Annotated in this window: 18 protein-coding genes; 11 read left to right on the top strand and 7 right to left on the bottom strand. The window is 57.5% G+C overall.

Annotated elements, in window-relative coordinates; translation table 11 throughout:
* Nucleotides 1-141 precede the first annotated feature (141 nt).
* The 6 genes from pta (at nt 142) to secG (ending at nt 8,629) form a co-directional block, all read left to right on the top strand.
* Nucleotides 142-2,271 carry a phosphate acetyltransferase gene (pta, locus tag GFS31_RS18510; protein ID WP_198806200.1) on the top strand — a complete coding sequence of 710 codons (2,130 nt, stop codon included), beginning with the start codon at nt 142-144 and terminating at the stop codon, nt 2,269-2,271.
* A gap of 132 nt (nt 2,272-2,403) precedes the next feature.
* Entirely contained in the window at nt 2,404-3,408 is a 1,005-nt protein-coding gene (locus GFS31_RS18505) for a protochlorophyllide reductase (RefSeq protein ID WP_198806199.1), read from the top strand.
* A 336-nt stretch (nt 3,409-3,744) separates the two neighbouring features.
* The gene (locus GFS31_RS18500) at nt 3,745-4,152 is read left to right on the top strand and encodes a hypothetical protein (RefSeq protein WP_198806198.1); all 408 of its coding nucleotides are present in this window, start codon (nt 3,745-3,747) and stop codon (nt 4,150-4,152) included.
* 171 nt (nt 4,153-4,323) lie between these two features.
* Complete coding sequence (locus GFS31_RS18495; protein WP_198806197.1) at nt 4,324-6,054, top strand: ABC-F family ATP-binding cassette domain-containing protein; 1,731 nt, start codon at nt 4,324-4,326, stop codon at nt 6,052-6,054.
* Between the two features lie 591 nt (nt 6,055-6,645).
* Nucleotides 6,646-8,244, top strand: coding sequence for a 2,3-bisphosphoglycerate-independent phosphoglycerate mutase (gpmI, locus tag GFS31_RS18490; protein ID WP_198806196.1), 1,599 nt, complete (start codon nt 6,646-6,648; stop codon nt 8,242-8,244).
* Between the two features lie 142 nt (nt 8,245-8,386).
* A complete protein-coding gene (secG, locus tag GFS31_RS18485; protein ID WP_198806195.1) occupies nt 8,387-8,629 on the top strand; it encodes a preprotein translocase subunit SecG in 243 nt (80 codons plus the stop codon).
* Nucleotides 8,630-8,743: 114 nt separating this feature from the next.
* Here secG and GFS31_RS18480 read toward each other — a convergent pair whose 3' ends face one another.
* Entirely contained in the window at nt 8,744-9,028 is a 285-nt protein-coding gene (locus GFS31_RS18480) for a hypothetical protein (RefSeq protein ID WP_198806194.1), read from the bottom strand.
* A gap of 381 nt (nt 9,029-9,409) precedes the next feature.
* Between GFS31_RS18480 and GFS31_RS18475 the strand changes: the two genes are divergently transcribed.
* Nucleotides 9,410-11,284, top strand: a complete 1,875-nt coding sequence (locus GFS31_RS18475) for an alpha/beta hydrolase (protein ID WP_198806193.1) — start codon at nt 9,410-9,412, stop codon at nt 11,282-11,284.
* Here the strand turns inward: GFS31_RS18475 and GFS31_RS18470 are convergent.
* Nucleotides 11,281-12,177 carry a pentapeptide repeat-containing protein gene (locus tag GFS31_RS18470; RefSeq protein WP_225907499.1) on the bottom strand — a complete coding sequence of 299 codons (897 nt, stop codon included), beginning with the start codon at nt 12,175-12,177 and terminating at the stop codon, nt 11,281-11,283. The genes GFS31_RS18475 and GFS31_RS18470 overlap by 4 nt on opposite strands.
* Nucleotides 12,178-12,375: 198 nt before the next feature.
* Here GFS31_RS18470 and ilvD point away from each other — a divergent pair, with 198 nt between their 5' ends.
* From ilvD to GFS31_RS18455, 3 genes are all read left to right on the top strand, one after another.
* Nucleotides 12,376-14,061, top strand: a complete 1,686-nt coding sequence (gene ilvD, locus GFS31_RS18465) for a dihydroxy-acid dehydratase (protein ID WP_198806192.1) — start codon at nt 12,376-12,378, stop codon at nt 14,059-14,061.
* A 118-nt stretch (nt 14,062-14,179) separates the two neighbouring features.
* On the top strand, nt 14,180-14,977 hold the full coding sequence (locus GFS31_RS18460) for a DUF6816 family protein (protein ID WP_198806191.1): 798 nt from the start codon (nt 14,180-14,182) through the stop codon (nt 14,975-14,977).
* Between the two features lie 387 nt (nt 14,978-15,364).
* On the top strand, nt 15,365-15,973 hold the full coding sequence (locus GFS31_RS18455) for a hypothetical protein (RefSeq protein WP_198806190.1): 609 nt from the start codon (nt 15,365-15,367) through the stop codon (nt 15,971-15,973).
* Between the two features lie 386 nt (nt 15,974-16,359).
* Here GFS31_RS18455 and GFS31_RS18450 read toward each other — a convergent pair whose 3' ends face one another.
* The gene (locus GFS31_RS18450; RefSeq protein ID WP_225907498.1) at nt 16,360-17,403 is read right to left on the bottom strand and encodes a fatty acid desaturase; all 1,044 of its coding nucleotides are present in this window, start codon (nt 17,401-17,403) and stop codon (nt 16,360-16,362) included.
* Between the two features lie 213 nt (nt 17,404-17,616).
* Entirely contained in the window at nt 17,617-18,090 is a 474-nt protein-coding gene (locus tag GFS31_RS18445) for an Hsp20/alpha crystallin family protein (protein WP_198806189.1), read from the bottom strand.
* 206 nt (nt 18,091-18,296) lie between these two features.
* Between GFS31_RS18445 and dprA the strand changes: the two genes are divergently transcribed.
* A complete protein-coding gene (gene dprA / locus GFS31_RS18440; protein WP_198806188.1) occupies nt 18,297-19,484 on the top strand; it encodes a DNA-processing protein DprA in 1,188 nt (395 codons plus the stop codon).
* A gap of 267 nt (nt 19,485-19,751) precedes the next feature.
* Here dprA and GFS31_RS18435 read toward each other — a convergent pair whose 3' ends face one another.
* The 3 genes from GFS31_RS18435 to GFS31_RS18425 are packed head-to-tail and all read right to left on the bottom strand — an operon-like array spanning nt 19,752 to nt 22,919.
* Nucleotides 19,752-20,117, bottom strand: coding sequence for a slr1659 superfamily regulator (locus GFS31_RS18435; RefSeq protein ID WP_198806187.1), 366 nt, complete (start codon nt 20,115-20,117; stop codon nt 19,752-19,754).
* A 59-nt stretch (nt 20,118-20,176) separates the two neighbouring features.
* On the bottom strand, nt 20,177-20,767 hold the full coding sequence (locus tag GFS31_RS18430) for a slr1658 superfamily regulator (protein WP_198806186.1): 591 nt from the start codon (nt 20,765-20,767) through the stop codon (nt 20,177-20,179).
* A gap of 22 nt (nt 20,768-20,789) precedes the next feature.
* Complete coding sequence (locus GFS31_RS18425) at nt 20,790-22,919, bottom strand: SpoIIE family protein phosphatase (protein WP_198806185.1); 2,130 nt, start codon at nt 22,917-22,919, stop codon at nt 20,790-20,792.
* Between the last annotated feature and the right edge of the window lie 184 nt (nt 22,920-23,103).

The raw sequence follows: 23,103 nt of genomic DNA, 5'->3' as shown, positions 1-23,103 counted from the left end.
CTCTCTTCGCCGGGGTTCGCACCGCCAACAGTGAGAATTCAGCCAAGGGCCAAGATTCAAAAGTCATCGTTAATAAACCCTGATCCCCTCGCGGGCTGGTGTTGAATGGGGGTGGCCTATCCGGGGCGGAGGTTCTGCGCCATGACCCACTCTCTCTACATCAGCACCACCGAATCGGGCAGCGGCAAGGCGCTGGTTTCCCTCGGCATTATTGAGTTAATCCTGCGGCGTACCACCCAGGTGCAGTTTTTTCGGCCCCTGGTGCATGTGCCCGATGTGGCCCACTCCGCCGACCCGGCCCATCCCAATTGGGACGAGGACATTGATCTTCTCATCAGCCACTTCAACCTCAAGCAAACCTATGAGGAATCCTATGGGCTGCTGGCCCCGGAGGCGAATGATTTGCTGGTGGAGCAGCGGGCCGATGAGGTGATTGACACGATTATCAGCAAGTACAAGGCGCTGGAAAGTCGGGCGGATTTTGTGCTGTGCGAAGGGTCGGACTATTTAGACGAAAACTCGGCCTTTGAGTTTGGCTTTAACCAGGAGGTGGCCAAAAATCTGGGGGCTCCGGTGCTAATTTTGGCCAGCGCCCACGGGCGCACCATCGAGGAAATGATTAACCCCGTGCAGCGGGCGGTGGATGCCTACCTAGAGCACGGCTGCGAGGTGGTGGGGGTGGTGATGAACAAGGCCGAGCCGGAGCAGATTGAGGCGATTAAGGAGTCGCTGTTTCAGCATTTTGGCCTGCGGGGCTGGCTGCTGTCGGTGATTCCCTACCAGCATCGCCTCAGTAGCCCCAGGGTGCGAGACATTGCCGCCCAACTGGGGGCGGAGGTGCTCTACGGCCAGCGCCAAATCAGAAACCTGGCCACAAATCGAATTGTGGCGGCGATGCAGTTGCAGAATAGCCTCAACTGGCTGCAACCCGACGCCCTGATTATCACCCCTGGCGACCGGGGCGACATCATTGCCGGGATGCTCCAGGCCCACCAGTCCAGCAGCTATCCCTCCCTGGCGGGGCTGTTGCTGACGGCGGGGCTAAAGCCCGATCCCACCATTGCGCGGCTGATTGAGGGCATCGCCAACCCCCTGCCTATCCTCTCGGTGAAGACCGACACCTTCACCACCGCCGCCCAGGTGAACGAAGTCCACAGCGCCCTGCTGCCCGACGACCGGGAAAAAATCAACCTCAGCATCGAAGCCTTCGACACCTACGTTGACCTAGAGCGCCTGGAAAAACAAATCAGCACCGTGCGGATGCAGGGCATGACCCCCAAAATGTTCACCTACAACCTGATGGAGCAGGCTAAGGGAGATCGCCAGCATATCGTGCTGCCGGAAGCCTACGATCCCCGCATCCTCAAAGCCGCTGCCATCCTGATCAACCGGGGCATTGTGGATATCACCCTGCTGGGCAACCTCCACGACATCCAGCAAGCCCTCAACAAACACGCCATCACCCTCGACCTCGACCAACTCACCATCCTCAACCCCGCCCAGGATGAGCGACTTCAGGACTATGCCGACACCTTCTACGACCTCCGCAAGGCCAAGGGCGTCACCCGCGACAACGCCCTCGACGTGATGATGGATGTCTCCTACTTCGGCACCATGATGGTCTACAAGGGCGACGCGGACGGCATGGTCTCCGGGGCCATCCACACCACCCAGCACACCATTCGCCCCGCCCTGCAATTTGTGAAAACCAAACCGGGCTTTTCCGTGGTGTCCTCAGTGTTTTTCATGTGCCTAGAGCATCGCGTTCTGGTCTACGGCGACTGCGCCATCAACCCCAACCCCACGGCAGAACAACTGGCGGAAATCGCCATCTCCTCCGCCGACACCGCCCGCACCTTTGGCGTGGAACCCAAAATCGCCCTGCTCTCCTACTCCTCCGGCGACTCTGGCCAAGGGGAAGACGTGGAACGGGTGCGCCAAGCCACCCAAATTGCCCGCGAACGCCGCCCCGACCTGCTCCTGGAAGGCCCCATCCAGTACGACGCCGCCGTGGATGCCGCCGTGGGTTCCCAAAAAATGCCCGACTCTAAAGTCGCCGGAAAAGCCTCCGTGCTGATCTTCCCCGACCTCAACACGGGCAACAACACCTACAAAGCCGTCCAGCGCGAAACCGGAGCCATCGCCATCGGCCCCATCCTGCAAGGGCTAAAAAAACCCGTCAACGACCTCAGCCGAGGCTGCACCGTGGAGGACATCATCAACACCGTCGCCATCACCGCCATCCAAGCCCAGGCGGAAAAGCAGCCCTAGTCCCCAACGCCCTCCCTAAGAAAAGTTGTCGGATGTAACGACATCTCAAAAAACATTAAGAGTTAGCGGCATGGTGTGTGGAATCCTTAAGACTGGAGAATTAGAAGCATTTCAGCCGTCTTTGAAACCGCTATGGAACAGCAAAAAACCGTGATTGTGACTGGGGCCTCGTCTGGGGTGGGGCTGAATGCCGCCAAGGCATTGGCCGACCTGGGCTGGCATGTGGTAATGGCCTGCCGCAACCTAGAGAAGGCCCAGGCCGCCGCCAACGAGATTGGTATGCCCGCTGGCAGCTACACGATTCTGCGTTTGGATTTGGCGTCTTTGGCCAGTGTGCGCCAGTTTGTCAGCGACTTTCGGGCCACGGGCCGCACGCTGGAATCCCTGGTGTGCAATGCGGCGGTGTATCTGCCCCTCGAAAAAGAGCCAATCTACAGCGAAGATGGCTACGAAGTCAGCGTGGCCACCAACCACCTGGGCCACTTCCTGCTGTGTAATCTGATGCTGCCGGATTTGAAGGCGTCCACCGCCGCCGATAAGCGCCTGATTATCCTCGGCACCGTCACCGCCAACCCCAAGGAACTGGGCGGCAAGATTCCCATCCCCGCCCCGCCGGATCTGGGCAACCTGGAGGGCTTCGAGGCGGGCTTCAAAGCGCCGATTTCGATGATCAACGGCAAGAAGTTCAAGTCGGGCAAGGCCTACAAAGACAGCAAGCTCTGCAACGTGCTCACCATGCGCGAACTGCACCGCCGCTACCACGACGAAACCGGGATCACCTTCAGCTCCCTCTATCCGGGCTGTGTGGCCGATACGCCCCTGTTCCGCAACCACTTCAAGGCGTTCCAGGTGATCTTTCCCTGGTTCCAAAAGAACGTTACGGGCGGCTATGTCACCCAACAACTGGCCGGGGAGCGGGTGGCCGCTGTGGTGGCCGATGCCGATCTGAAGGAATCTGGCATGTACTGGAGCTGGGGCAACCGCCAAAAGCCCGGTCGCCGTTCCTTTGCCCAGGAAGTCTCCAATGAAGCCCAGGACGACGCCAAGGCCCGCAAACTGTGGGATCTGAGCGCCAAGCTGGTGGGCCTGGATGACGAATCGGCCAAGGGCGTTCCGGCGGCGGCTGGGTCGGTCTAGCCTATACCGGGTCATCTGCTGCGGCGAGGACGCTTCCCTCCCAACCCTTCTCCCACGGGAGAGGGGTTTTTCATGGCGTCAGATTGGCCCCGTCCGTGCAAAACGACACCGCCGAGGAGCCATGCCCTCCCGCACCGCAGGATCATCGCTCTCAGAAACAGTCAACCGCAGAAAATTCAATCTTTTCAGCCAATTAGCCCCCGCGTTTTGACCAACAAAAGTTAACATGGGTATTAACAAAACTTTAGCCAGGTCAGTTTCGGTAGTGACGCCCCCACAGGCGCATTTTCCCTCGGCTTGGCGACCCCACCCTACCGACGCAGGAGCTACTGAGTTATGACTGGATTTATTCGCGGTTTGTTTGGCGGCAAGGCCAAGAACCCCGGTGAAGCGGATCGGCCCGCCCAGGCCCCGCCCACCATCGAATCCGCTGGCGGTGCCTACTTCCTCGAACCCGACGATGCCAAGAGCTTCGGCAACATCGAGTTTATGCGCACCTCCAAGACTGTGCGCCGCACCTTTGCGAAAAAGCGGGGCGAAACCGAAGAGAAGGAAAGCGTGCGCAAAATCTCGGCCATGGAAGCCGTGAAGCTGGACGAAAGCGGCTTGCCCAAGGCCAAGACCATCCCCACCGAGTCTACGACCCAGTCCACCCCCTCCAGCAGCAGCTTCACCAGCCGCAACCTCAAAACCGACACCAACCTGGATATGTTCCGCAAAATGGCCAAGGACATCAAAAAGTAGTCCCTAGCCAACCCCATCTCACAACGTTGTGCCAGGACGTCGCTCTCTAGCTGCGTCCTGTTTTTTTACGTTGGCGGTTTAGCCCTTTGCCAGCCCACCCCCTACCGCCTCGCCCTCACTTTTAGTTACTCTTTGTAAAGCCCCGTCATCCTTCACCTCTGGAGACCCTCCATGCTGCGTTTAGAGCACATCAGCAAAATTTATCCCACCGGGGAAGTTCTCAAGGATGTGAACTGGGAGGTGAAGGCCGGGGATCGCATTGGCCTCGTGGGGGTCAACGGAGCCGGAAAGTCCACCCAGCTCAAGATCATCACCGGAAAAGAAGAACCCACGGCGGGAACCATTGTGCGGGCACCGAGCCTGAAAATTGCCTACCTGTCCCAGGAATTTGAGGTAGACCCCAGCCGCACCGTGCGCGAAGAATTTTGGACGGTGTTCGACGAGGCCAACGAGGTGCAATCGAAGCTGCACCATATCCCGACCCTGATGGAGCAGGCTGACCCCGACGAGTTGGACAAGCTGATCCACGAGATGGACAAACTGCAACGGCGGTTTGAGGCCATGGATGGCTACGGGTTAGAAGCGCGGATTGAGAAAATTTTGCCGGAAATTGGCTTTGCAGCGGGAGATGGGGATCGCTACGTCAGCGAGTTTAGCGGCGGCTGGCAGATGCGGATGGGCCTGGGCAAAATTTTGCTGCAAGAGCCGGATGTCCTGCTGATGGACGAACCGACGAACCACCTGGATTTGGACACCATCGAGTGGCTGGAGATCTATTTAAAAGGACTCACAACGCCGATGGTGATCGTCTCCCACGACCGGGAGTTTTTGGATCGCCTCTGCACCCAAATTGTGGAAACCGAGCGCGGCGTTTCCACCACGTACCTGGGCAACTACAGCGCCTACCTGCTGCAAAAGGAAGAAAACCAATCCGCCCAACTCAGCGCCTACGAACGGCAACAAAAGGAACTGGCCAAGCAGGAAGCCTTTGTGGAGAAGTTTCGGGCCAGCGCCACCCGCAGCACCCAGGCCAAGAGCCGCGAGAAACTGCTCGACAAAATTGAGCGCATCGAAGCCCCGACAGGTTCGGTGCGGACGCTGCATTTTCGCTTTCCCCCCGCCCCCCGCAGCGGTCGGGAGGTGGTGATGATCGAAGACATGACCCACACCTACGACGAGAAAATCCTCTTTTTGGGGGCGAATTTGCTGATCGAGCGGGGGGATCGCATCGCCTTTTTGGGCCACAACGGGGCCGGAAAATCCACCCTGCTGCGGCTGATTGCTGGGCTGGAACCCCCCACCGACGGCAAGGTGACGATGGGTTCCCACAATGTGATCCCCAGTTACTTTGAGCAAAACCAGGCCGAAGCGCTGGATCTAGACAAAACCGTTCTCGAAACCGTCCACGACGAAGTGCCCGACTGGACAAATGAGGAAGTGCGTACCCTGCTGGGCCGATTCCTATTCAGCGGCGACATGGTCTACAAACGGGTAGAAGCCCTCAGCGGTGGGGAAAAGGCCCGCCTTGCCCTGGCCAAAATGCTGCTGCGCCCCGCCAACCTGATGATGCTGGACGAGCCCACCAACCACCTCGACATTCCCGCCAAGGAAATGCTGGAGGAAGCCCTGCAACACTACGACGGCACCGTGCTGTTGGTCTCCCACGACCGCTACTTCATCTCCCGCGTGGCCACCAAAATCGTGGAAATCCGCGACGGCGAACTGCGGCTCTACCGGGGCGACTACCACTATTACTTGGACAAACTGGCCGAGGAAGCCGAAGCCGAGAAGCAAGCGGCCTTAGAAGCCGAACGCCAAGCCAAGGCCGAGGCTAAGCGCCAAAAACAAAAGGAAAAACAGAAAGACAAGCAGACGGCCAAAGCTGGAAAAGCCCAGTCCTAGGCGATCCCCCAAAGTTGGAAAAGCTCAGTCCTAGGCGATCCCCGCTGGTAATCCACCCCTCTCTGGGCCTTGAACTGATAGTTCTAGGCTGCTTCTGTTCTGCTGGCTGACCCACTGTTTCAACGGGCGAGGAAACCTCGCCCCTACGGGCTGGCGGGGTAGGGACGGGGCTGTCTTTAGTCGGAAACTGCCCAGCCCCATCTAAGGTCTAATCCGCTGCATCAACGGACTAGGGAATGATCCCCGCCCTGGGGGTAGCCCACAACCCCTTGGCAAATGCTGGGCAGATTATAAAAATTGACGGTTGTAGAGTAAAATCCCTTTTATAAAACTTTTATAAAGCCCGTTTTAACTTGTTTTCCAGCCTCCCTGACTCCCTACCCACGGGGCACTTCCCAGGGTGCGATCTAGCTCAGACCAACGCCCTTTCCCTGGCTAAGTCAAGGATTTTCGGGGCTAATTAAAAACCGAGGATTCACTGGGCGGCTTGGCTTTATCCGCCAAAGAAAGCGCCTTTTTCAAGTGATATCCCCTAAAATGCCAATGCTATGATCGCTGAGACGCTAGTCACAACCACAAGGATTCTCACCCATGAATCAGACGTCTGTGCCGCCGATGGTACTCATTATTCTCGATGGTTGGGGATATCGAGATACTGCGGACGGTAACGCCATTGCCACCGCCAAGACGCCTGTGATGGACAGCCTTTGGGCGGCCTACCCCCACACCCTCATTCGCACCTCCGGCAAGGATGTTGGCTTGCCCGATGGCCAAATGGGTAACTCGGAAGTAGGCCACCTCAACATTGGCGCAGGCCGCATTGTGCCCCAGGAATTGGTCAGAATTTCCGACGCCGTGGAAGACGGTACGCTGCAAGAAAACGAAGCGCTACTGAAGGTTTGCCAGACGGTGCGCTACCAAAAAAGTAAGCTCCACCTGATCGGCCTATGTTCCGAGGGCGGCGTTCACTCCCACCTCAACCACCTGTTTGGCCTGATTGATATGGCCAAGGCCCAAGACATCGACGAAGTCTGCATCCACGTCATCACCGATGGCCGCGACACCAAACCCACCGAAGGCAAAAACGCCATCCAAAAAATTCAGGACTACGTCGAACAGGCTGGGCTTGGTCGCCTCGTTACCATCAGCGGACGCTACTATGCGATGGATCGCGATAACCGCTGGGATCGGGTAGAAAAAGCCTACAAGGTGATTACCGACCCAGGGACAGGCACAGGTAAAACCGCCGTGGAAACCCTGATCGAGTCCTACGCCCAGGATATCAACGACGAATTTGTGGAACCCACCCGCCTCGCCCCTGGTGCTATCGAGCCTGGGGACGGGGTGATTTTCTTCAACTTCCGGCCCGACCGCGCCCGCCAGATTACCCAGGCGCTCGTAGATCCCAATTTCAAGGGTTTTGCGCGGGAACTGATCCCCAACCTCGCCTTTGTCACCATGACCCAGTACGACCCAGAGTTGCCCGTGGAGGTGGCCTTTTTGCCCCAAAACCTCAGCAACATTCTGGGTGAAGTGGTGGCTAGTCACGGCCTCAAGCAATTCCGCACCGCCGAAACCGAAAAGTATGCCCACGTCACCTACTTTTTCAACGGTGGTCTCGAAGAACCCCTAGAGGGCGAAGACCGCGAACTGGTGCCCAGCCCCATGGTGGCCACCTACGACAAAGCCCCGGCCATGTCCGCCGAGGCCGTCACGAAGACCGCCATTGCTGCCGTCGAAAAGGGTATCTACTCGCTGGTGGTGATCAACTACGCCAACCCCGACATGGTGGGCCACACGGGCAAAATGGAGGCTGCTGTCTCCGCCATCGAAGCGGTGGATCATAGCCTAGGCAAACTGATTGACGCTATCGGCAAAGCTGGGGGCACTGCCATCATCATCGCCGACCACGGCAACGCGGAACTGATGTGGGACGAAAACAACAAACCCTGGACGGCCCACACCACCAACCCCGTGCCCTTCATTTTGATTGAAGGGGAAAAGCTGAAGGTACCCGCCCACGGCTGCGATGTGCAACTGCGGGAAGACGGCCGCCTTTCGGACGTGGCCCCTACCATTCTGCAAATCCTCAACCTGCCCCAGCCTGTCGAAATGACGGGGCGATCCATGATCCTCTCCGCCGACGTAGACATCCGTGCCAACCGCACTCCGGTTCGGCTGTCCATCTAGCAGCAGCCGGACGACTGCCATGATTGTGGGAGTCGTCTGAAAATCAGCTTAGAATAGGAAGGCTGTGCTGGGATGGGGCGTCTACCGTTGCCCAACTCCAGCCAAGTTTTTTGACCCTGACTCTTGAAAACGGAACGCGCCCATGATTGTCAAAACGATTCTGCAAGTGCTGTGGTTAGTCTCGGCCCTGGGGCTGACGGCGCTGGTCATGCTCCACAGTCCCAAGGGGGATGGCCTCGGCGGATTGGGCGGTCAGGCGCAACTGTTCACCAGCACCAAGAGCGCTGAAACCACCCTCAACCGAGTCACCTGGGCGCTGACGGCGCTGTTCATGGGCCTGACCGTCATCCTCAGCGCTGGCTGGCTAGAGGCTCCGGCCGTTTAAGGTAAGCCCCGCTAGGGCTTCTAGCGCTCCGTGCTCTCGTCCATGGCCCTGCCAACCCGCGACGATGTCTGCTGCTAGGGCGTTCTCTTCTCAGACCCAGGCTAGATTGACCGTCTAGGGATCAGGGCTGGGTGGCTCTGCCGACCCGTCCGTGGGAGTCGTGGGGTCTATCAAGTTAGCCTTCGAGCGCTTGAGGTCTTTCCACAGGCGCTTAATTTCATCGTAGGCTTGCTTGGGCGGAATTTTCCCCCCGGTTTCTAGGTTGCAGATGAACGACACCCGCTGGGCAAACTCCTGGAGGTTGGCGTTAAAGGCCAAATGCTGAGGGCTAAACTCGCCCCAGTATTTGCTGCGCGGAAACAGGAAATCGTCCTTGGAGGGGGGCTGGGGATCAGGCATAGGAGCAGCACCTAGGGGCAGGATAGGGAGTGAGGCTGAGGACGGATATTCCTAGGGTATGCCCAGACGCTCACTGGGGCGGGAAACCCATGACGGATTGCCTACGATGATAGCGAGAATTCTCAGGATGCGGGGAACCCCCTAACCGCCCTACGCCCCCAGAAGTGAACCGCTACAGGGGAAGGCACCGCCTGCCGCTCCCTGCCGCTAACCGTGCAACGAAAGTTGACGATTGTGCCTCCTTCCCCCCGTTCTCCAGTGGTTTAGATTAAGCTAATCCACAGAGAAAATATCCACAGAAAAAAAATGGGATTCGGTCGCAACCTTTGGCCTCTGGGCATCGTCCCCTAAATGATAGGTGGTCTTGTTAATGTGGTGACTGTGCTAAACCCTTTCCGTCCTGGTCTTTCCCGCCGACGTGATTTGGCCCGGTGGTGGGTGCGTGCAGGGTTAGCCCTGCTCATGGTGATCGGTGGCGGACAGCAGGCCGAGGCGGCAGAGTGGCTGACCTTGCGCTGGGGCCTTCTGTCTCAAACGGTGCGCATTGCTGATCTCGAAACCTTTGCCGCCACAGGCCAAGTGCCCCAAGGGTTGCGACTGTATCGGCCTCTGCTGAATGCCCAGGTGCAAGCCACCCTAAACAGTGAGCTGGCGGTGGATCCGGCGGTGGGGCAGGTTATCCTCGACGAAATCTTGCATACCCCTGGGGGGATGCCCCTGCTGGCTACGCTCCAGGCCCTAGTCCCCAACCTCCAGCCCACGGATTTGCAGCAGGCCCTAGAGCAGGTTTCCAGCCTAGAACTTCCGCCAACGCTGTTGACCGTTGTGCAGCAGTTGCCCCAGGATACCCTGGAGGTGGATGTGGGGGCCTGGTTAGCCTGGGCGTCGCAGTTTCACCTGGCCCAGCGAGAAAGTGCGCTGCTAGGGCAAATTCTGCACCGCAATATGGAAACTCCCGATCCAGAGATTTGGCCCCCCAGCCGCGTTAATCCCTTCTCTACCGGGCCAGCGGCGGTGGAGCACTGGGAGATGCTGCTGCGGGATCGAGAGCGCAATCGCAATATTCCGGTGGATATCTATTGGAGCCAAGCCAGCCATGGGCCGCTGGTGGTGATCTCCCACGGCTTTGGGGCTGACCGCCGCTTTCTGGCCTACTTGGCTGAGCATTTGGCGTCCCATGGGCTGACGGTGGCGGCGGTGGAGCATCCCGGCAGTAATGTGGCGGCGCTCCTGTCGATGCCCCAGGCGGGTGAGGCGGAGGCGAGTCGGGGCAGTCGCGTCCTCCCGGCCACAGAGTTTTTAGATCGGCCTCGAGATATCACCTACGTGCTGAGTCGGCTGGATCGGCTGGATCGCTATTCCTACAGCCTGAGGGGTCGCATCAACACCAACCAAGTCACCCTGATTGGCCATTCCCTGGGGGGCTATACAGGGCTGGCCTTGGCGGGGGCACCCCTGGATCTGCGCCTGCTGAGTCAAGCCTGCAAGCAGATAGATCCCGTCCGGCTATCCCCATCGGACTGGTTCCAGTGTGCGGCGCTGGATCTCCCGGTCAAGTATGCCAATTTGCGCGATGACCGGATTCGCCAGCTCGTCTTGATTAACCCCCTCACTGGGCTGTTGTTTGGGGAATCGGGCCTCAGCCGGGTAACGGTGCCCACGCTGATGCTGGCGGGTACCCAAGATAGCGTCACGCCGATGGCCGCTCAGCAGCTTGGCCCCTTTAGCCAATTGGCAGGGCCCAAGTATTTAATTACCGCCATGGGGGCTTCTCACCTCAGTGTGGGAGATCCAGAAAACCTCAATCCCAACCTACAAGCCATTCCCTTCATGCCTGCCCTGCCCGATGCCAGTAGCGGCAATTTACGCATCTTCTTGCAAGGCATAAGTCTGAGCTTTATTTTGCAGCAGACCGATCAGGCGTCGGCCTACGCAGGCTTTCTGTCCCCGACCTACGCAGAGGTATTTTCTACCCCAGAACTAGGGTTAGGGTTCAACCAAACTCTGCCGCCTCGGCTCTTGGCATGGCCTCGGTTGCAGCACCAAACAAACTACCAACGGGCCAGCCGCCTTGCCTACGGGCCGTCACTGCTGCGGCTTCAGTCGATGCTGTGGCAAGATCAGATCCAACTGCTCCAGCGCCAGGTGGTGACGTATCTGCGCAACCCGTCCCCATCCCTCGCGGCTCTAACGCAGCCCTCCCGACCTGGGCGGATGCAGGCCCAAACCCCGCCCCCCAACCACCCGACGCCCTAGCGGATGAATCCATCGGGAAGAACCGTGCCCTGGACGTCGGCATGGCGCAGGTTGGCATAGTCGAGCTTGGCGTTAATCATCACGGCATCGGCGAGATCGGCCCCGCTCAGGTTAGTCCAGCAGAGTTTGGTGCGGTAGAGGGTAGCTCCGCGCAGGTTAGCCCCGCGCAGGGTACTCCAGCTTAGGTTGGTGCCCCGGAGGGTAGCCCTGGAGAGGTTGACGTTGACCAAGTGGGAGCCCGTCATTTTGGCGCGGCTAAGGTCAGCCCCTTGGAGGTTGGCACCCTCTAGGGTAGCGCCGCTGAGCAGGGCTTCGACCAAGGTGGCTTCCTCTAGGCCAATGCCGTTCATCAGGGCGCTAGTGAGGTTAGCGTGATCGAGGATGGCGTGGGGCATGGCCACCCCCAGCATTTTGGCGCGGCTGAGGCTGGCCTCCGTCAGATTGGCATGGGGCAGAACGGCGTGGTCAAAGGTGGCCTCGTTCAGGTTGGCCTCCCGCAGGATGGCCCGACTCAGGTTGGTGCGAATCAGATTGACACTGCGCATCCCGGCCTCGGTGAGGTTGGCCTCCACCAGAGACGCTTCGGTCAGATCAGCGCCGATAAAGTTGCAGAGGGTGAGATTGGCCTTGTAAAAGTTGGTATCGTCCAGCCTTGCCTCTCGAAAATTAACGCCCACCAGTTTGGCTTCTGAAAAGTTGCTGCCGCGCAGAACGGCCTGCCGAAAGTTAGCGCCGCTTAGGTCCTGGCGGGACAGGTTGGCCCCGATCAACTGCACGTTGCGAAAATCACGCTCGCCAAGGGCATAGCGCTCTAGGAGGTCTTCCGCTGTGATGGCAACCGGAGGCGGCGGTACCGGGAGGGAAGCATGGGGGTGGTCTTGCGGGTTATCCAAAGGAGATCTCTAGGGTGACGATGGGCGGAACTGGAACGATTCAAGCTAAACGAATGGAGAAGCACAGCCAGACGCTAACGCAGCGGCCAGGCCAGAAGCCAAATAAATTTAGCAGGATTCTCCCATGGTCTTAATTTTGAGGGAAAATCTAACCCTGTGGGATAGAAATATTAACGCATTGCACCTAGAGGATTGATCATGCCCGACAACCGCAGAAGCCAAGTGGTGACTCAAGGCGTTCAACGCACCCCCAACCGCGCCATGCTGCGGGCCGTGGGGTTTGGCGACAACGACTTTACAAAGCCCATTGTGGGCATTGCCAATGGCTTTAGCACCATTACCCCTTGCAACATGGGCCTAGACGGCTTGGCCCGCCGCGCCGAAGCCGGAGTTCGCGCCGCCGGAGGGATGCCCCAACTCTTTGGCACCATCACCATCAGCGATGGCATTTCCATGGGCACCGAGGGGATGAAGTACTCCCTGGTGTCCCGCGATGTGATTGCCGACTCCATCGAAACCGTGTGCAACGGCCAAAGCCTGGATGGCGTGCTGGCCATTGGCGGCTGTGACAAGAACATGCCCGGAGCCATGATTGCCATGGCTCGCCTGAACATTCCGGCGATTTTTGTCTACGGCGGCACCATCAAACCGGGCCACTACGAGGGCGAAGACCTGACCGTGGTCAGCGCCTTTGAGGCCGTGGGCGAATACAGCGCTGGAAAAATCGGCGAAGAACGGCTCCTGGGCGTTGAACGCAACGCCTGCCCGGGGGCGGGTTCCTGCGGCGGCATGTACACCGCCAACACCATGTCCTCGGCCTTTGAAGCCATGGGCATGAGCCTGATGTATTCCTCCACCATGGCCGCTGAGGATGCCGAAAAGGCCGACAGCACCGAAAAATCCGCTGAAGCGCTGGTGAACGCCATCCGCAACCAAATTCTGCCCAGCCAGATTCTCACCCGCAAAGCCTTTGAAAACGCTATTTCGGTGATTATGGCGGTGGGCGGCTCCACCAACTCGGTGCTGCACCTGCTGGCCATTGCCAATACCATGGGCGTGGAATTGACTCTGGATGACTTTGAAGCCATCCGGCAGCGGGTGCCTGTGCTGTGCGACCTCAAGCCCTCCGGTCGCTACGTGGCCACCGACCTACACCGAGCGGGCGGCATTCCCCAGGTGATGAAAATGCTGTTGGTCAACGGCTTGCTCCACGGCGACGCCCTCACCATCACCGGGCAAACCATCGAGCAAGTGCTGGCCGACATCCCCGCCGAACCCCGCGCCGACCAGGACGTGATTCGCCCCTTCAGCAACCCCATGTACCCCATCGGCCACCTGGGCATCCTCAAGGGCAACCTGGCCACCGAGGGCGCTGTGGCCAAGCTGACCGGGGTGAAAAACCGCCACATCACTGGCCCCGCCCGCGTGTTCGAGTCCGAAGAAGAGTGCCTGCGGGCTATTCTGGACAAGAAAATCGTGGCGGGGGATATCGTGGTGGTGCGCTACGAAGGCCCCAAGGGTGGCCCCGGTATGCGGGAAATGCTGGCCCCCACCTCCGCCATCATCGGCGCAGGGCTGGGTGATTCCGTGGGCCTAATCACCGACGGACGCTTCTCCGGCGGCACCTACGGCATGGTGGTGGGCCACGTGGCCCCCGAAGCGGCGGTGGGCGGCACCATTGCCCTGGTGCAAGAGGGCGACTCCATCACCATCGACGCCGATCACAACCTGCTGCAACTGAACGTCTCCGAGGAAGAACTGGCCCAGCGCCGTGCTGCCTGGGTGCCCCCCACCCCTCGGTATAAGCGAGGCGTGTTGGCCAAGTACGCCAAACTGGTGTCCTCCAGCAGCCGGGGTGGCGTCACTGACCTCAACCTGTTCTAGGTCGGTTGTGAGGTGGGCCTTGTCCCCCCGACAACGGCTAGACCTGTAGGGTGGACAGCAGACCCCGAAAAGGGCAGGGTAGAATGCAGCAAGCCCTGTCCTTTTTCGTGCCCGTCCCATGCCTCGCCCCCTGCGTATTTTGATCCGCCGTCGCCTGTCTTGGCTGTTGCTGCTGCTGACGGTCTGGCTGTTGTGCAGTGGGGAGGCCGTGGCTCTGCCGCTGTCGGATCGATTCCAGGACTTTCCCGCCTGGGAGAAGCTGCCCCTGCCGGGGGCCAAGGGCGATTTGGCCTATCCTGACTGGATGGCAGGCACCTGGGAGTTGACCAGCACCCTGGTGGATTTAGCCGCTCCCCTCGCCCCCGACATTGTCACCCCCGGCTTTGAGAGCAACCAGTCGATGCTGGATCAGCCCATTACCTGCGTGGTGCGGTTTGTGGAAGCACCCACGCTTTTGAGCGGCTTTTTCCCACGGGTGCTTAGCCAGGGGGATATTGTGGCGGATCGGGCCTTTAACGGCCTCAACATGGCCCAGGCGTATCTTGGAGAAGCAGCGGTGAAAGCGGTCAAGGTTGACCCCAACAATCCCAATCGCCAACTAACCCTGCTCGATCAAGGCCGACAGCTCGAATCCACCGTCACCGCCCGCACCACAGAGGCCCCCCAAGCGGATCGCTTCATCACCGCCGAGCGCTTTCAGCAGGTGTTTCGCGGTACGGCGGTGCCCTACCTCAACGAAGTAGAAACCACGACAGACTACTGGAATTTAGGGGATCACATCGAAGCTGACCAGGTTACGGCGGTTTACCTGTCTCCCCAAGATCCTGACTTTCTGGCTGCCCTTGGCCAGCCCGTTGCCCTCTATCGCTATCATCTGCACCTGTCGCCTCTCATTGCCGATGGGGCCAACCCCTAGCCTTCGCCGCTGCCGCTGTGTTCTTTGCCGTTGCTGCGTTAGCCCGTGCCTAGGTCATCCGGTGCCAAAGTCTGGCGCTAGTCTGGCGCTAGAGTAGGACTTGCGCCTGTGCGAACTTCCCGCAATGATCCCACCGCCCTGAAGTAATTCACAGTAGGATAGGCCTGGGGTAGGGGTATCTGAGGCCAGGGTAAGGTGCCCTGTCCAGAATTGTGATGACAGCCGTTTTGTCCTGGAATAGGGCTCTAGCAGATCAAGAACCATGAAAAAGGCTGCCACAAGCAGGCTAAATATCGGGATGATTTCGTCCTAAAAGACAGCTCTAGGAAAATTAAGCGCTGTGCTGCCGCATCAATTTCATACTCACGTCGCAAGGGAGAATCGGACATGCTTACGTCAGTCCATCAGCCCGCTCGTCAGGTCGCCCAGGGGGCCTCACCCCAGCGCGTCGCCATTGCTGGAACGGTGATCAACGCCGCCACCCAGGAGGGTCTACCCCAGGTGATGGTGCGTATTACCCACGCTCCTGCCGCCTGTGTTCAAGGTTTTCTGAAGGTTCTAGAAGACTCCTTAGCCGATCATCCCCACCTCATCGCCAGCTATCGACGACTCACCTGTGATCGACCCATCACCCCAGACACCCTCAAACTAGCCCAACTGTTGTTCAACACCTTCGAGCGCCATCAGTGGTTGGTGGCTCCGCGACCCGACCAAACCCTCACCGGAGGCGATGGCCACTATTGTTTCTTTGACCTCCCGCCGGGGGACTATGGCCTCACGGCTACCCTGACCATTCCCAAGGTGTGCCAAGGATCTACCCATGGGCGAGTACGGGTTGACCTATCCGACCAGCGGCTTTCTTTTTCGGCCTTGGATCTCAGCCTGACCCTGGAGCCTGCGACCCGCACCGCCCCTGGTTTTGCCAGTCTCGATCTGTTGCCCTGGCCCAGGGCTGATGCTCTCTATCAGGCCCAAGCCGCGCTTCAGCGAAGCTAGGCTGCAATGGGTGATTGAAGTCTTTGTGGCAGATATCCGAATAGAAAACCCCTGTATAAGTTGAGGCTTTCCCCATTGAGAAGGCTACACCAACGACAAGCTCCGCCAGAGCGGAATCGAGGCTTCGGCAAGTCCAGGCTTCGACCAGTCCAGGCTTCAGCAAGTCTAGGTTTCGGCAAGTCTAGGCTTCGACCAGTCCAGGCGGAGCGGGATAGATTTCTCAATCAGGGGTAGACAGCCAGGATTTAGTATAATTCCCAACTCAGGGGCCGTAGGAATGGCCGCTCATACAAAAGCCCGCCTAGGAATAGACGGGCTGGGTAGGGACATCTCACGCCTAGACCCCATGGGTGCGAGGACGACCCCAGTAACCTAGGCCAAGCCGCTTAGGCTCGTTGTTGGGTATCGGGTTGGTAATAGACCTTAACCCCCTGATCGGGCACATAGCGACATTCCCAAAAGGCCCGCCAGAAGCTCGTCCAGATGGATTCTGTGGACTTGTGGTAGTAGCTACCCATCACAGGTTTGATGGCCTCGGTGGCGGTTTTCAGGTGGTAGTGGGGAATGCCCAAAAAGATGTGGTGGGCAACGTGGGTGCCAATGTTGTGGTGAATGTCGTTGAACAGGCCATAGTCGTGGTCGATGGTGGAGACGGCCCCTTTCAGGAAGTTCCAGTCTTCGTTGCGGTACCAGGGTAGTTCGGGGGTAGTGTGGTGCAGCAGGGTGACGAGATCCAGCCAGACCACGAACACCAGGTAGGGCATCAGGTAGAACTTAACGACAAAGCCTAAGCCAAACTGCACCCCCAGCCCTAGCAGCAGCGCCACCATGGCCGCACAGCATAGGGTGCTAATCATCACGCCGCGCCGTTCGGAGGGCCGGAACAGGGGGCTGCTGGGCAGAAAGTGAGACCCCTGGCGACCGGGAGAGCGCAGGAACAAGTACAGCGGATAGGCAAACAGGGCGGCGTAGAACCGCACAAATTTTTGGGCGGCGGGCAGGGTGCGGTACTGGGTTTCCGAGAGGGGGTACCAGCTTTCGTCGGTGTCGATGTTGCCCGTATTGGCGTGGTGGGTGCGGTGGCTGATGCGCCAGCCGTGGTAGGGCACCAAAATCGGCGTGTGGGCTAGGTGCCCGACCAGGTTATTTAGCCAACCCAGTTTGGAAAAAGACCCATGGCCGCAGTCGTGGCCAACCACAAACAGAGCCCAGAATAGGGTGCCCTGCAAAAACCAAAAGATGGGGTAAAACCACCAGGCATCTAACGTATAGGCCGCAACGTAGAGAGCCACCACCAAGCCCACATCCCGCAGGAAGTAGGCAATGGATCGCCCAGCAGAGGGCTGAAAACAATAGTCTGGAATGGCGTTTTTTAAATCTTGAAGGGTAAAGGGTAAGCCAGAATCGGTGGCGCTATTTCCCTGAGGCAACCCTTCCGGTTGAAGATGTAGAGACTCTAATTGCACGAAGGTACCGAATTTAACCGTAAAAAGTAACGACCCGCTAAGTATCATCGACACTGATGGGTCGTTACGTATCTTAACCTCTGGTGCCTGGAAAAACAGGGCTATCCGAGGGATTACCAGCAGGATAGCCAGACAGAAAAGCGCTCACATTAGAATGGATGTGCAGAATGGATGTGCTCAGAAACTCTTTGCAATGGCCGTAATCCTGGCGATAGCTCGCTGGTAGGCGCTTTTTAGGATGACCCATCCCCGCTGCCATAGGGCCTTACGTTTTGGCAAAGCAACGATAAGGGATGCTTGGCTATAGCGAACCTCCATGGCCCCATCGTGTACAGGGGCAGGCAGGGGTACGCTGTGCTGAAAGTAGTTGAGGCTGAGGCCCTGGCCGAGGGGCCGACGATAGCCCGATTGGCGCTGTCCCAAAAAGGTGAGGCCCGTCGCGCTGGCTCGTACCTGCACAGCCTGGGGATCTACACCGGGAAAGAAGGCGGTGACAATGACTGTCTCTTCCGCCTCTTGGATTTCGATAGAGGGCACCTGTGCCCGTCCTGGGGAAGCCACCGCCAGCGGCATGATGGCGGTGGTAATGGCCTCAAGTTGCGCCTGGGCAGCGGCGAGATCCCAAACGGATGACCATTGGGTATTTGGCATAACGTCCTCCCTGGCAGCAATGGAACAGCGGTAGCCCGAAGGTACGGATCAGCAATCTGGCGGAGAACCGAGGGGAACGTCTGGCCGATGCGTCCTCTCCGTGGCTTACTTTGATCATGGCGGTTGAAGTGGTGGGAGGGCAGGGAGGAAAGCCCACGACCATGGGGTGTATAACCGCCCTGGCGTGGGCACAATAACAGCACACCATGGGGGATGAACCATTGACCACAGAACGTGCCTACTGGGTAGCCTGGGCTCAGGCCAAGGGGATGGGGCCAGTATTGCTGAAGCGGTTGCATAGCCACTTTGGTAGCTTGGCGACGGCGTGGCAGGCGGAAGAGTCGGCCCTGCTGGAGGTGGAGGGCATTGGGCTATTGCTGGCGGCACAAATGTCGGAGCATCGCCAGCGGACGAACCCCGATGACGTTCTGAGCCACCACGAGGAACAGGGAGCCAACTTTTGGACTCCCGCCGACCCAGACTATCCCGCCCTGCTCTACGAAATTACTGACCCACCCCCCCTGCTCTACTACAAAGGTCGCACCGAGCTAGCCCAGGCTGTACAAACCATGCCCTCGGTGGCCATGGTGGGCACCCGCGAACCATCGGCCTATGGCCAACGCTGGACGCGCCGCATTGTGCAACAACTAGCCAGCCATGATGTGATTGTGGTGTCGGGGCTGGCCAGTGGTATTGATCGCTATGCCCACAGCCAAGCCCTCGACAGCAAAGGGCTGACTATCGCCGTGCTGGGTACTGGGGTAGACCATAGCTACCCTTGGGAGAATCGTGCCCTCCAAGCTCGCATTGCCAAAGAAGGGCTGCTGCTGAGCGAACACCCCAACAACACCCCGCCCGACCGCACGCATTTTCCCCGCCGCAACCGCATCATCGCCGGACTTAGCCGTGCCACCGTCGTTACTGAAGCCCCCCTGCGCTCCGGTGCTTTGATCACCGCCCGCCTTGCCAATGACTATGGCCGCGAAGTCTACGCCCTGCCCGGTTCCTTAGATAGCCCCTCCAGTCTGGGGTGCCTAGACCTGATTCGCCAAGGTGCCCAAATGATTTGGGACGACACCACCCTGATCCGAGACCTCGGTCAAATTCCTCAACTCGATGCTCCGCCGCTCTCGGCCCAATCTGCCACCGCCCTCACCGCCCCAAAATCCGCAAATCCCCAGGTTTTACCCGTGCCCACAGCCGCCCCAGCAGACCTCCCCTCCGATCTCGCCACCGTCTTGGCCGCCGTCACCACCGCCCCCATTACCCTGGACTACCTGGTGCAAACCCTCAATCGGCCCACTGGAGATATCCTCAGTAGCTTGCTGCATCTGGAACTTGAGGGCCTCGTTACCCAAACGCCCCCCGGTAGCCATCGCTATCAGCGCTGTTAACCCGATCATTGGGCCCAGTCATCTCTGGCATTATCCACCTGGCTTAACCTGAGGTCGGGATCGGACTAGGACTGCAATCGTGAGAAACGCCTTCCATCTGCCCTTTAGGGCCTCACCCTACAGCCCTCTTCCATGGAGAGGGGCACTTTGACTCCTTCTAGCTCCTCTCTCCCAGGGAAGCAAGACCTTAGCATTGAGATTGCGATCCTGGGCATCATCATGATCTGATTCCGCGTGAAGCCCTTGACAGGGGCTAGCGCAACCTGCCTAGACCCACTCCAGTTCTATAGAAGGCATGAGCCGTTGAAGATTTCTCAAAGATCGCTTTTGCCAAATAATAGTCTCCGAGCCATGGAGCATCAGTGTCGTTTCAGACTGGCCACGGGCTTTAATCACAAAACGAGAGAGAATACTAATTCCAGAGCTGTTGAGAAATTCAAGTTGTCGGAGATTTAAGATAAGTCTTGGTGGTGCACTATCCAGCACTGCATTGAGTAGATTGATCACCGGAGTAAAGTCTTCGAGCCCAGGCAGGCTGAGGGAACCCTCAAAAAATACCGTTGAGGTTGCAGCATCGTAGCGAACATTATATTCATCGCCTTGAATGTCCTGATTTTTCGCTTGGGCTTCCATAGGTTTGTTAATCGTTATCTATTTAATAGTCAGCAGCAGTATCTAGCAGAGTGGGCAGGCTAAATTTCAAGCTGCACTTTTGTTGTGACGCTAGTCCCAGCCCCCTCAACAGGTTCAAAACGCCACCCTATCCGGGCAGCATAGTCATTCACAATAGTGAGAATTCCAAGCCCAGAACTGGTAGAAGCTTCATCCATCGCCTGTTGTTCAATATGTTGGATGTAGAGTTCTGAAGGATCGGAGATAATTAGATTTTGAATAAAGGATAAAAACTGACTTTTGGTTGCTTCGCTCACTTGATTTTTAGTTAGGAAGACAAGTCGGTTAGGGTAGAGTTGCAGAGTTAACATAACAGCCTCTGTGGCAGCAACATCACTAAATTTCATCGCGTTTTCTAAAAGCTCATTGGCGATGAAAGTAATTATTCCCATGAGTTCTGACTTTGGATCATTCATACCAGCGGGCTGTCCCTCTCCAGGGAAAAACGTTGAAAAGTAGTCTGCCAGAAAGTTAGCCGACAGCCGATTAGTGCGCCAGCGCTCTCTCAGAGGTAAGGAACTAGGCGAAAAAACAATAGTTAAATATTCGCGACTGACAATGGCTTCATCTTGAAAATCGCCAAAGGTTTGGGCCGTTAGTACGTGACTCATGGGGGGGGGTACCAGAGATGGATTATTTTTGTTTGAGCACAACAAGGGTTAAGTCATCGCGTAGTGGTTCTTCTCCAATATAGTCTTGCACATCAGCAATGATGGCATGTCGAATGTCAGTGGCAGACTGCTGGCGATGCTTCTGAATCATATTTTTTAATCTCTCTAGTCCATACTGCTGTTTTTGGGCATTGATAGCTTCTGTCAGACCATCGGTATAAAGAACCACGATATCTCCTGAGTCTAGCTGAAGCTGTAGGGGCTGAATAAAGGGTCGGATATCGTTTTCTAGAGCAAGGGGAAAGCCAAGGTCAAAGGTATCAATTTGCTGAGTATCACCGTCAGCCTTAACCACAATAACCTCTTCATGCTGGCCACTTAGCTGCAAATGGCCCTCTGCATAATCTAGCAGCATAAGCGTGAGGTTTTTAGTTGAATTCATCCGCTGGATATTGTCATAAATAGTGCGATTTAAAGTATCCAGAAACTTCACAGGATCGGTTTCGTCGTGGGTTTGCAGCGTGCGAACAGCCGTTTGCGTCATTAGCATCACGAGGCCGCTCTCTAGTCCGTGACCAGTCACATCACCAATGCCGATTTTAATTTTTCCATTATGGCGCAAGACATCGTAGTAATCACCACCTACTTCATCGGCAGATTGCATAAATCCAGCAATATCTAATTCCTCGAGCTGAGATAGTTCTTCTTGCCGAGGCAAAATCATTTGCTGAATTTGCTTAGCTACGGCTAGTTCTGCGCTCATGCGCAGATTTTCAGACTGCAATTGTTGATTTAGGGAAAGAATCTTATCATTGGCGGCTTGCAATTCAGCAGTGCGTTCTTCAACTCGCTTTTCCAAATCTCGATTGGCCGCCTCTAGGGCGTGAAACGCTTGCTGCAACTGCTGGGCCATGCCGTTGAAGGATTGGGCTAGGCCATCCAGTTCACCGATATTTTGGGCCGGAATGTGTTGATCGAGTTGGCCATCGGCAATGGCTTGGGAGGCTTGATTGATTTGCAAAATAGGTTTTGCAATGCGAGTGGCGGTCAACAATCCTAGGGCAGTCGCCAGCCCTAGCGCCCCTAAACTTAGGAGAATGGTATTGCGAGTATTGGCATTAATTTGGGCCATGAAATCACTTTCGGGCACCGCCACCACAATCAGCCAATCTAGACCCCGATCATCTTGAAAGGGCGACACTTGCACTAGCTCTCGCTGCCCATCCAGCACAAAGCTGAGCTGCTGGGCTGCCTGAATCGCGTTAAGGTCGCCGAATCGATCTAGCAAATATTGGGCCGTGCTACGAACTAGGGGGTTTTGGCTCTCGGTGGCGGCAATGCGCTCGATGGCATCCCCCTCGCCCCGAATCAGACCTTCTTCATCGGCGGTGGAGCTAGATACCAGTCGCCCCGACCGCTCCATCACAAACACTTCCCCCGACCGGCCAATCTGCAACTGTCCTAGAAATTCATCCATCTCCACAGACAGCAAAAAGTCTGTGGCACACACGCCTTTCAAGGCACCCGTTGCGTCATAAACAGGCTGACTAGCCGTCACCACAGGTACTTGGGCATCAAAATCTAGATAAATTTCGCTCCAAGTGGCCACTCCGGCGGCTTCGGCTGCTTCATACCAGGGGCGCAGGCGGGGATCGTAGGGGCTTTGACCCACCTGGGTGAGTGCTCCAATGTTGCCTTCCGCATCCAGTTCTCGGTATTGCAAGAGCAGGTCTGTAGCAGGGTTGCTGTACAGCAGTCGGATCTCTAGGTTGTTGTCGCGGCCTACGCTCAAAAAAGCGCCATCGGCCTCGCCACCGCAGTAGATTAAATTGGTCGTTGGAAAGGTCTTAGATTGTTGCCAAAACGGGTAGGCATCTTCCAACTGTGTGAGCACAATCTCCCCACGCCCAAAGGAGGCTGCGTTGATTTGGTTGATACGAAAGGGAATTTCGATGTAGTCCCGCAGTTGTTGATCAATGCGGGCGGTGAGTTCATTCCGTAGTTGGGCCGCCACATCATTAACGGCGCGGTTGCCATTACGAAAGGAGAGATAGCCCACTAAGCCGACAGCCCCTACAATTTGCAGCACAAAGGGGACGATAAGCAGGGATCGCAGAGAAATCCTGCGGCTTGGTTGGAAGGTGGAGGCCATCGATTGGGGTAACGGGTCAGGGGTGGAGGGGCATCGCGTCGGGGGGACGTGCTATTCAGCCATTACTCAGACTAAGAGTGTGACCTATACTGCCATCCTACGGCATTTTTCCGACTAAAATGACTGCATAGCCCCCGGTTGTAGCCAGCCTAAAGTAAAGACTCTCAGGCTTTGGAGTCTCACT

The sequence above is a fragment of the Leptolyngbya sp. BL0902 genome, from assembly GCF_016403105.1.
Lineage (GTDB): Bacteria > Cyanobacteriota > Cyanobacteriia > Phormidesmidales > Phormidesmidaceae > Nodosilinea.
This window is presented reverse-complemented; position numbering and strand designations above follow the sequence as displayed.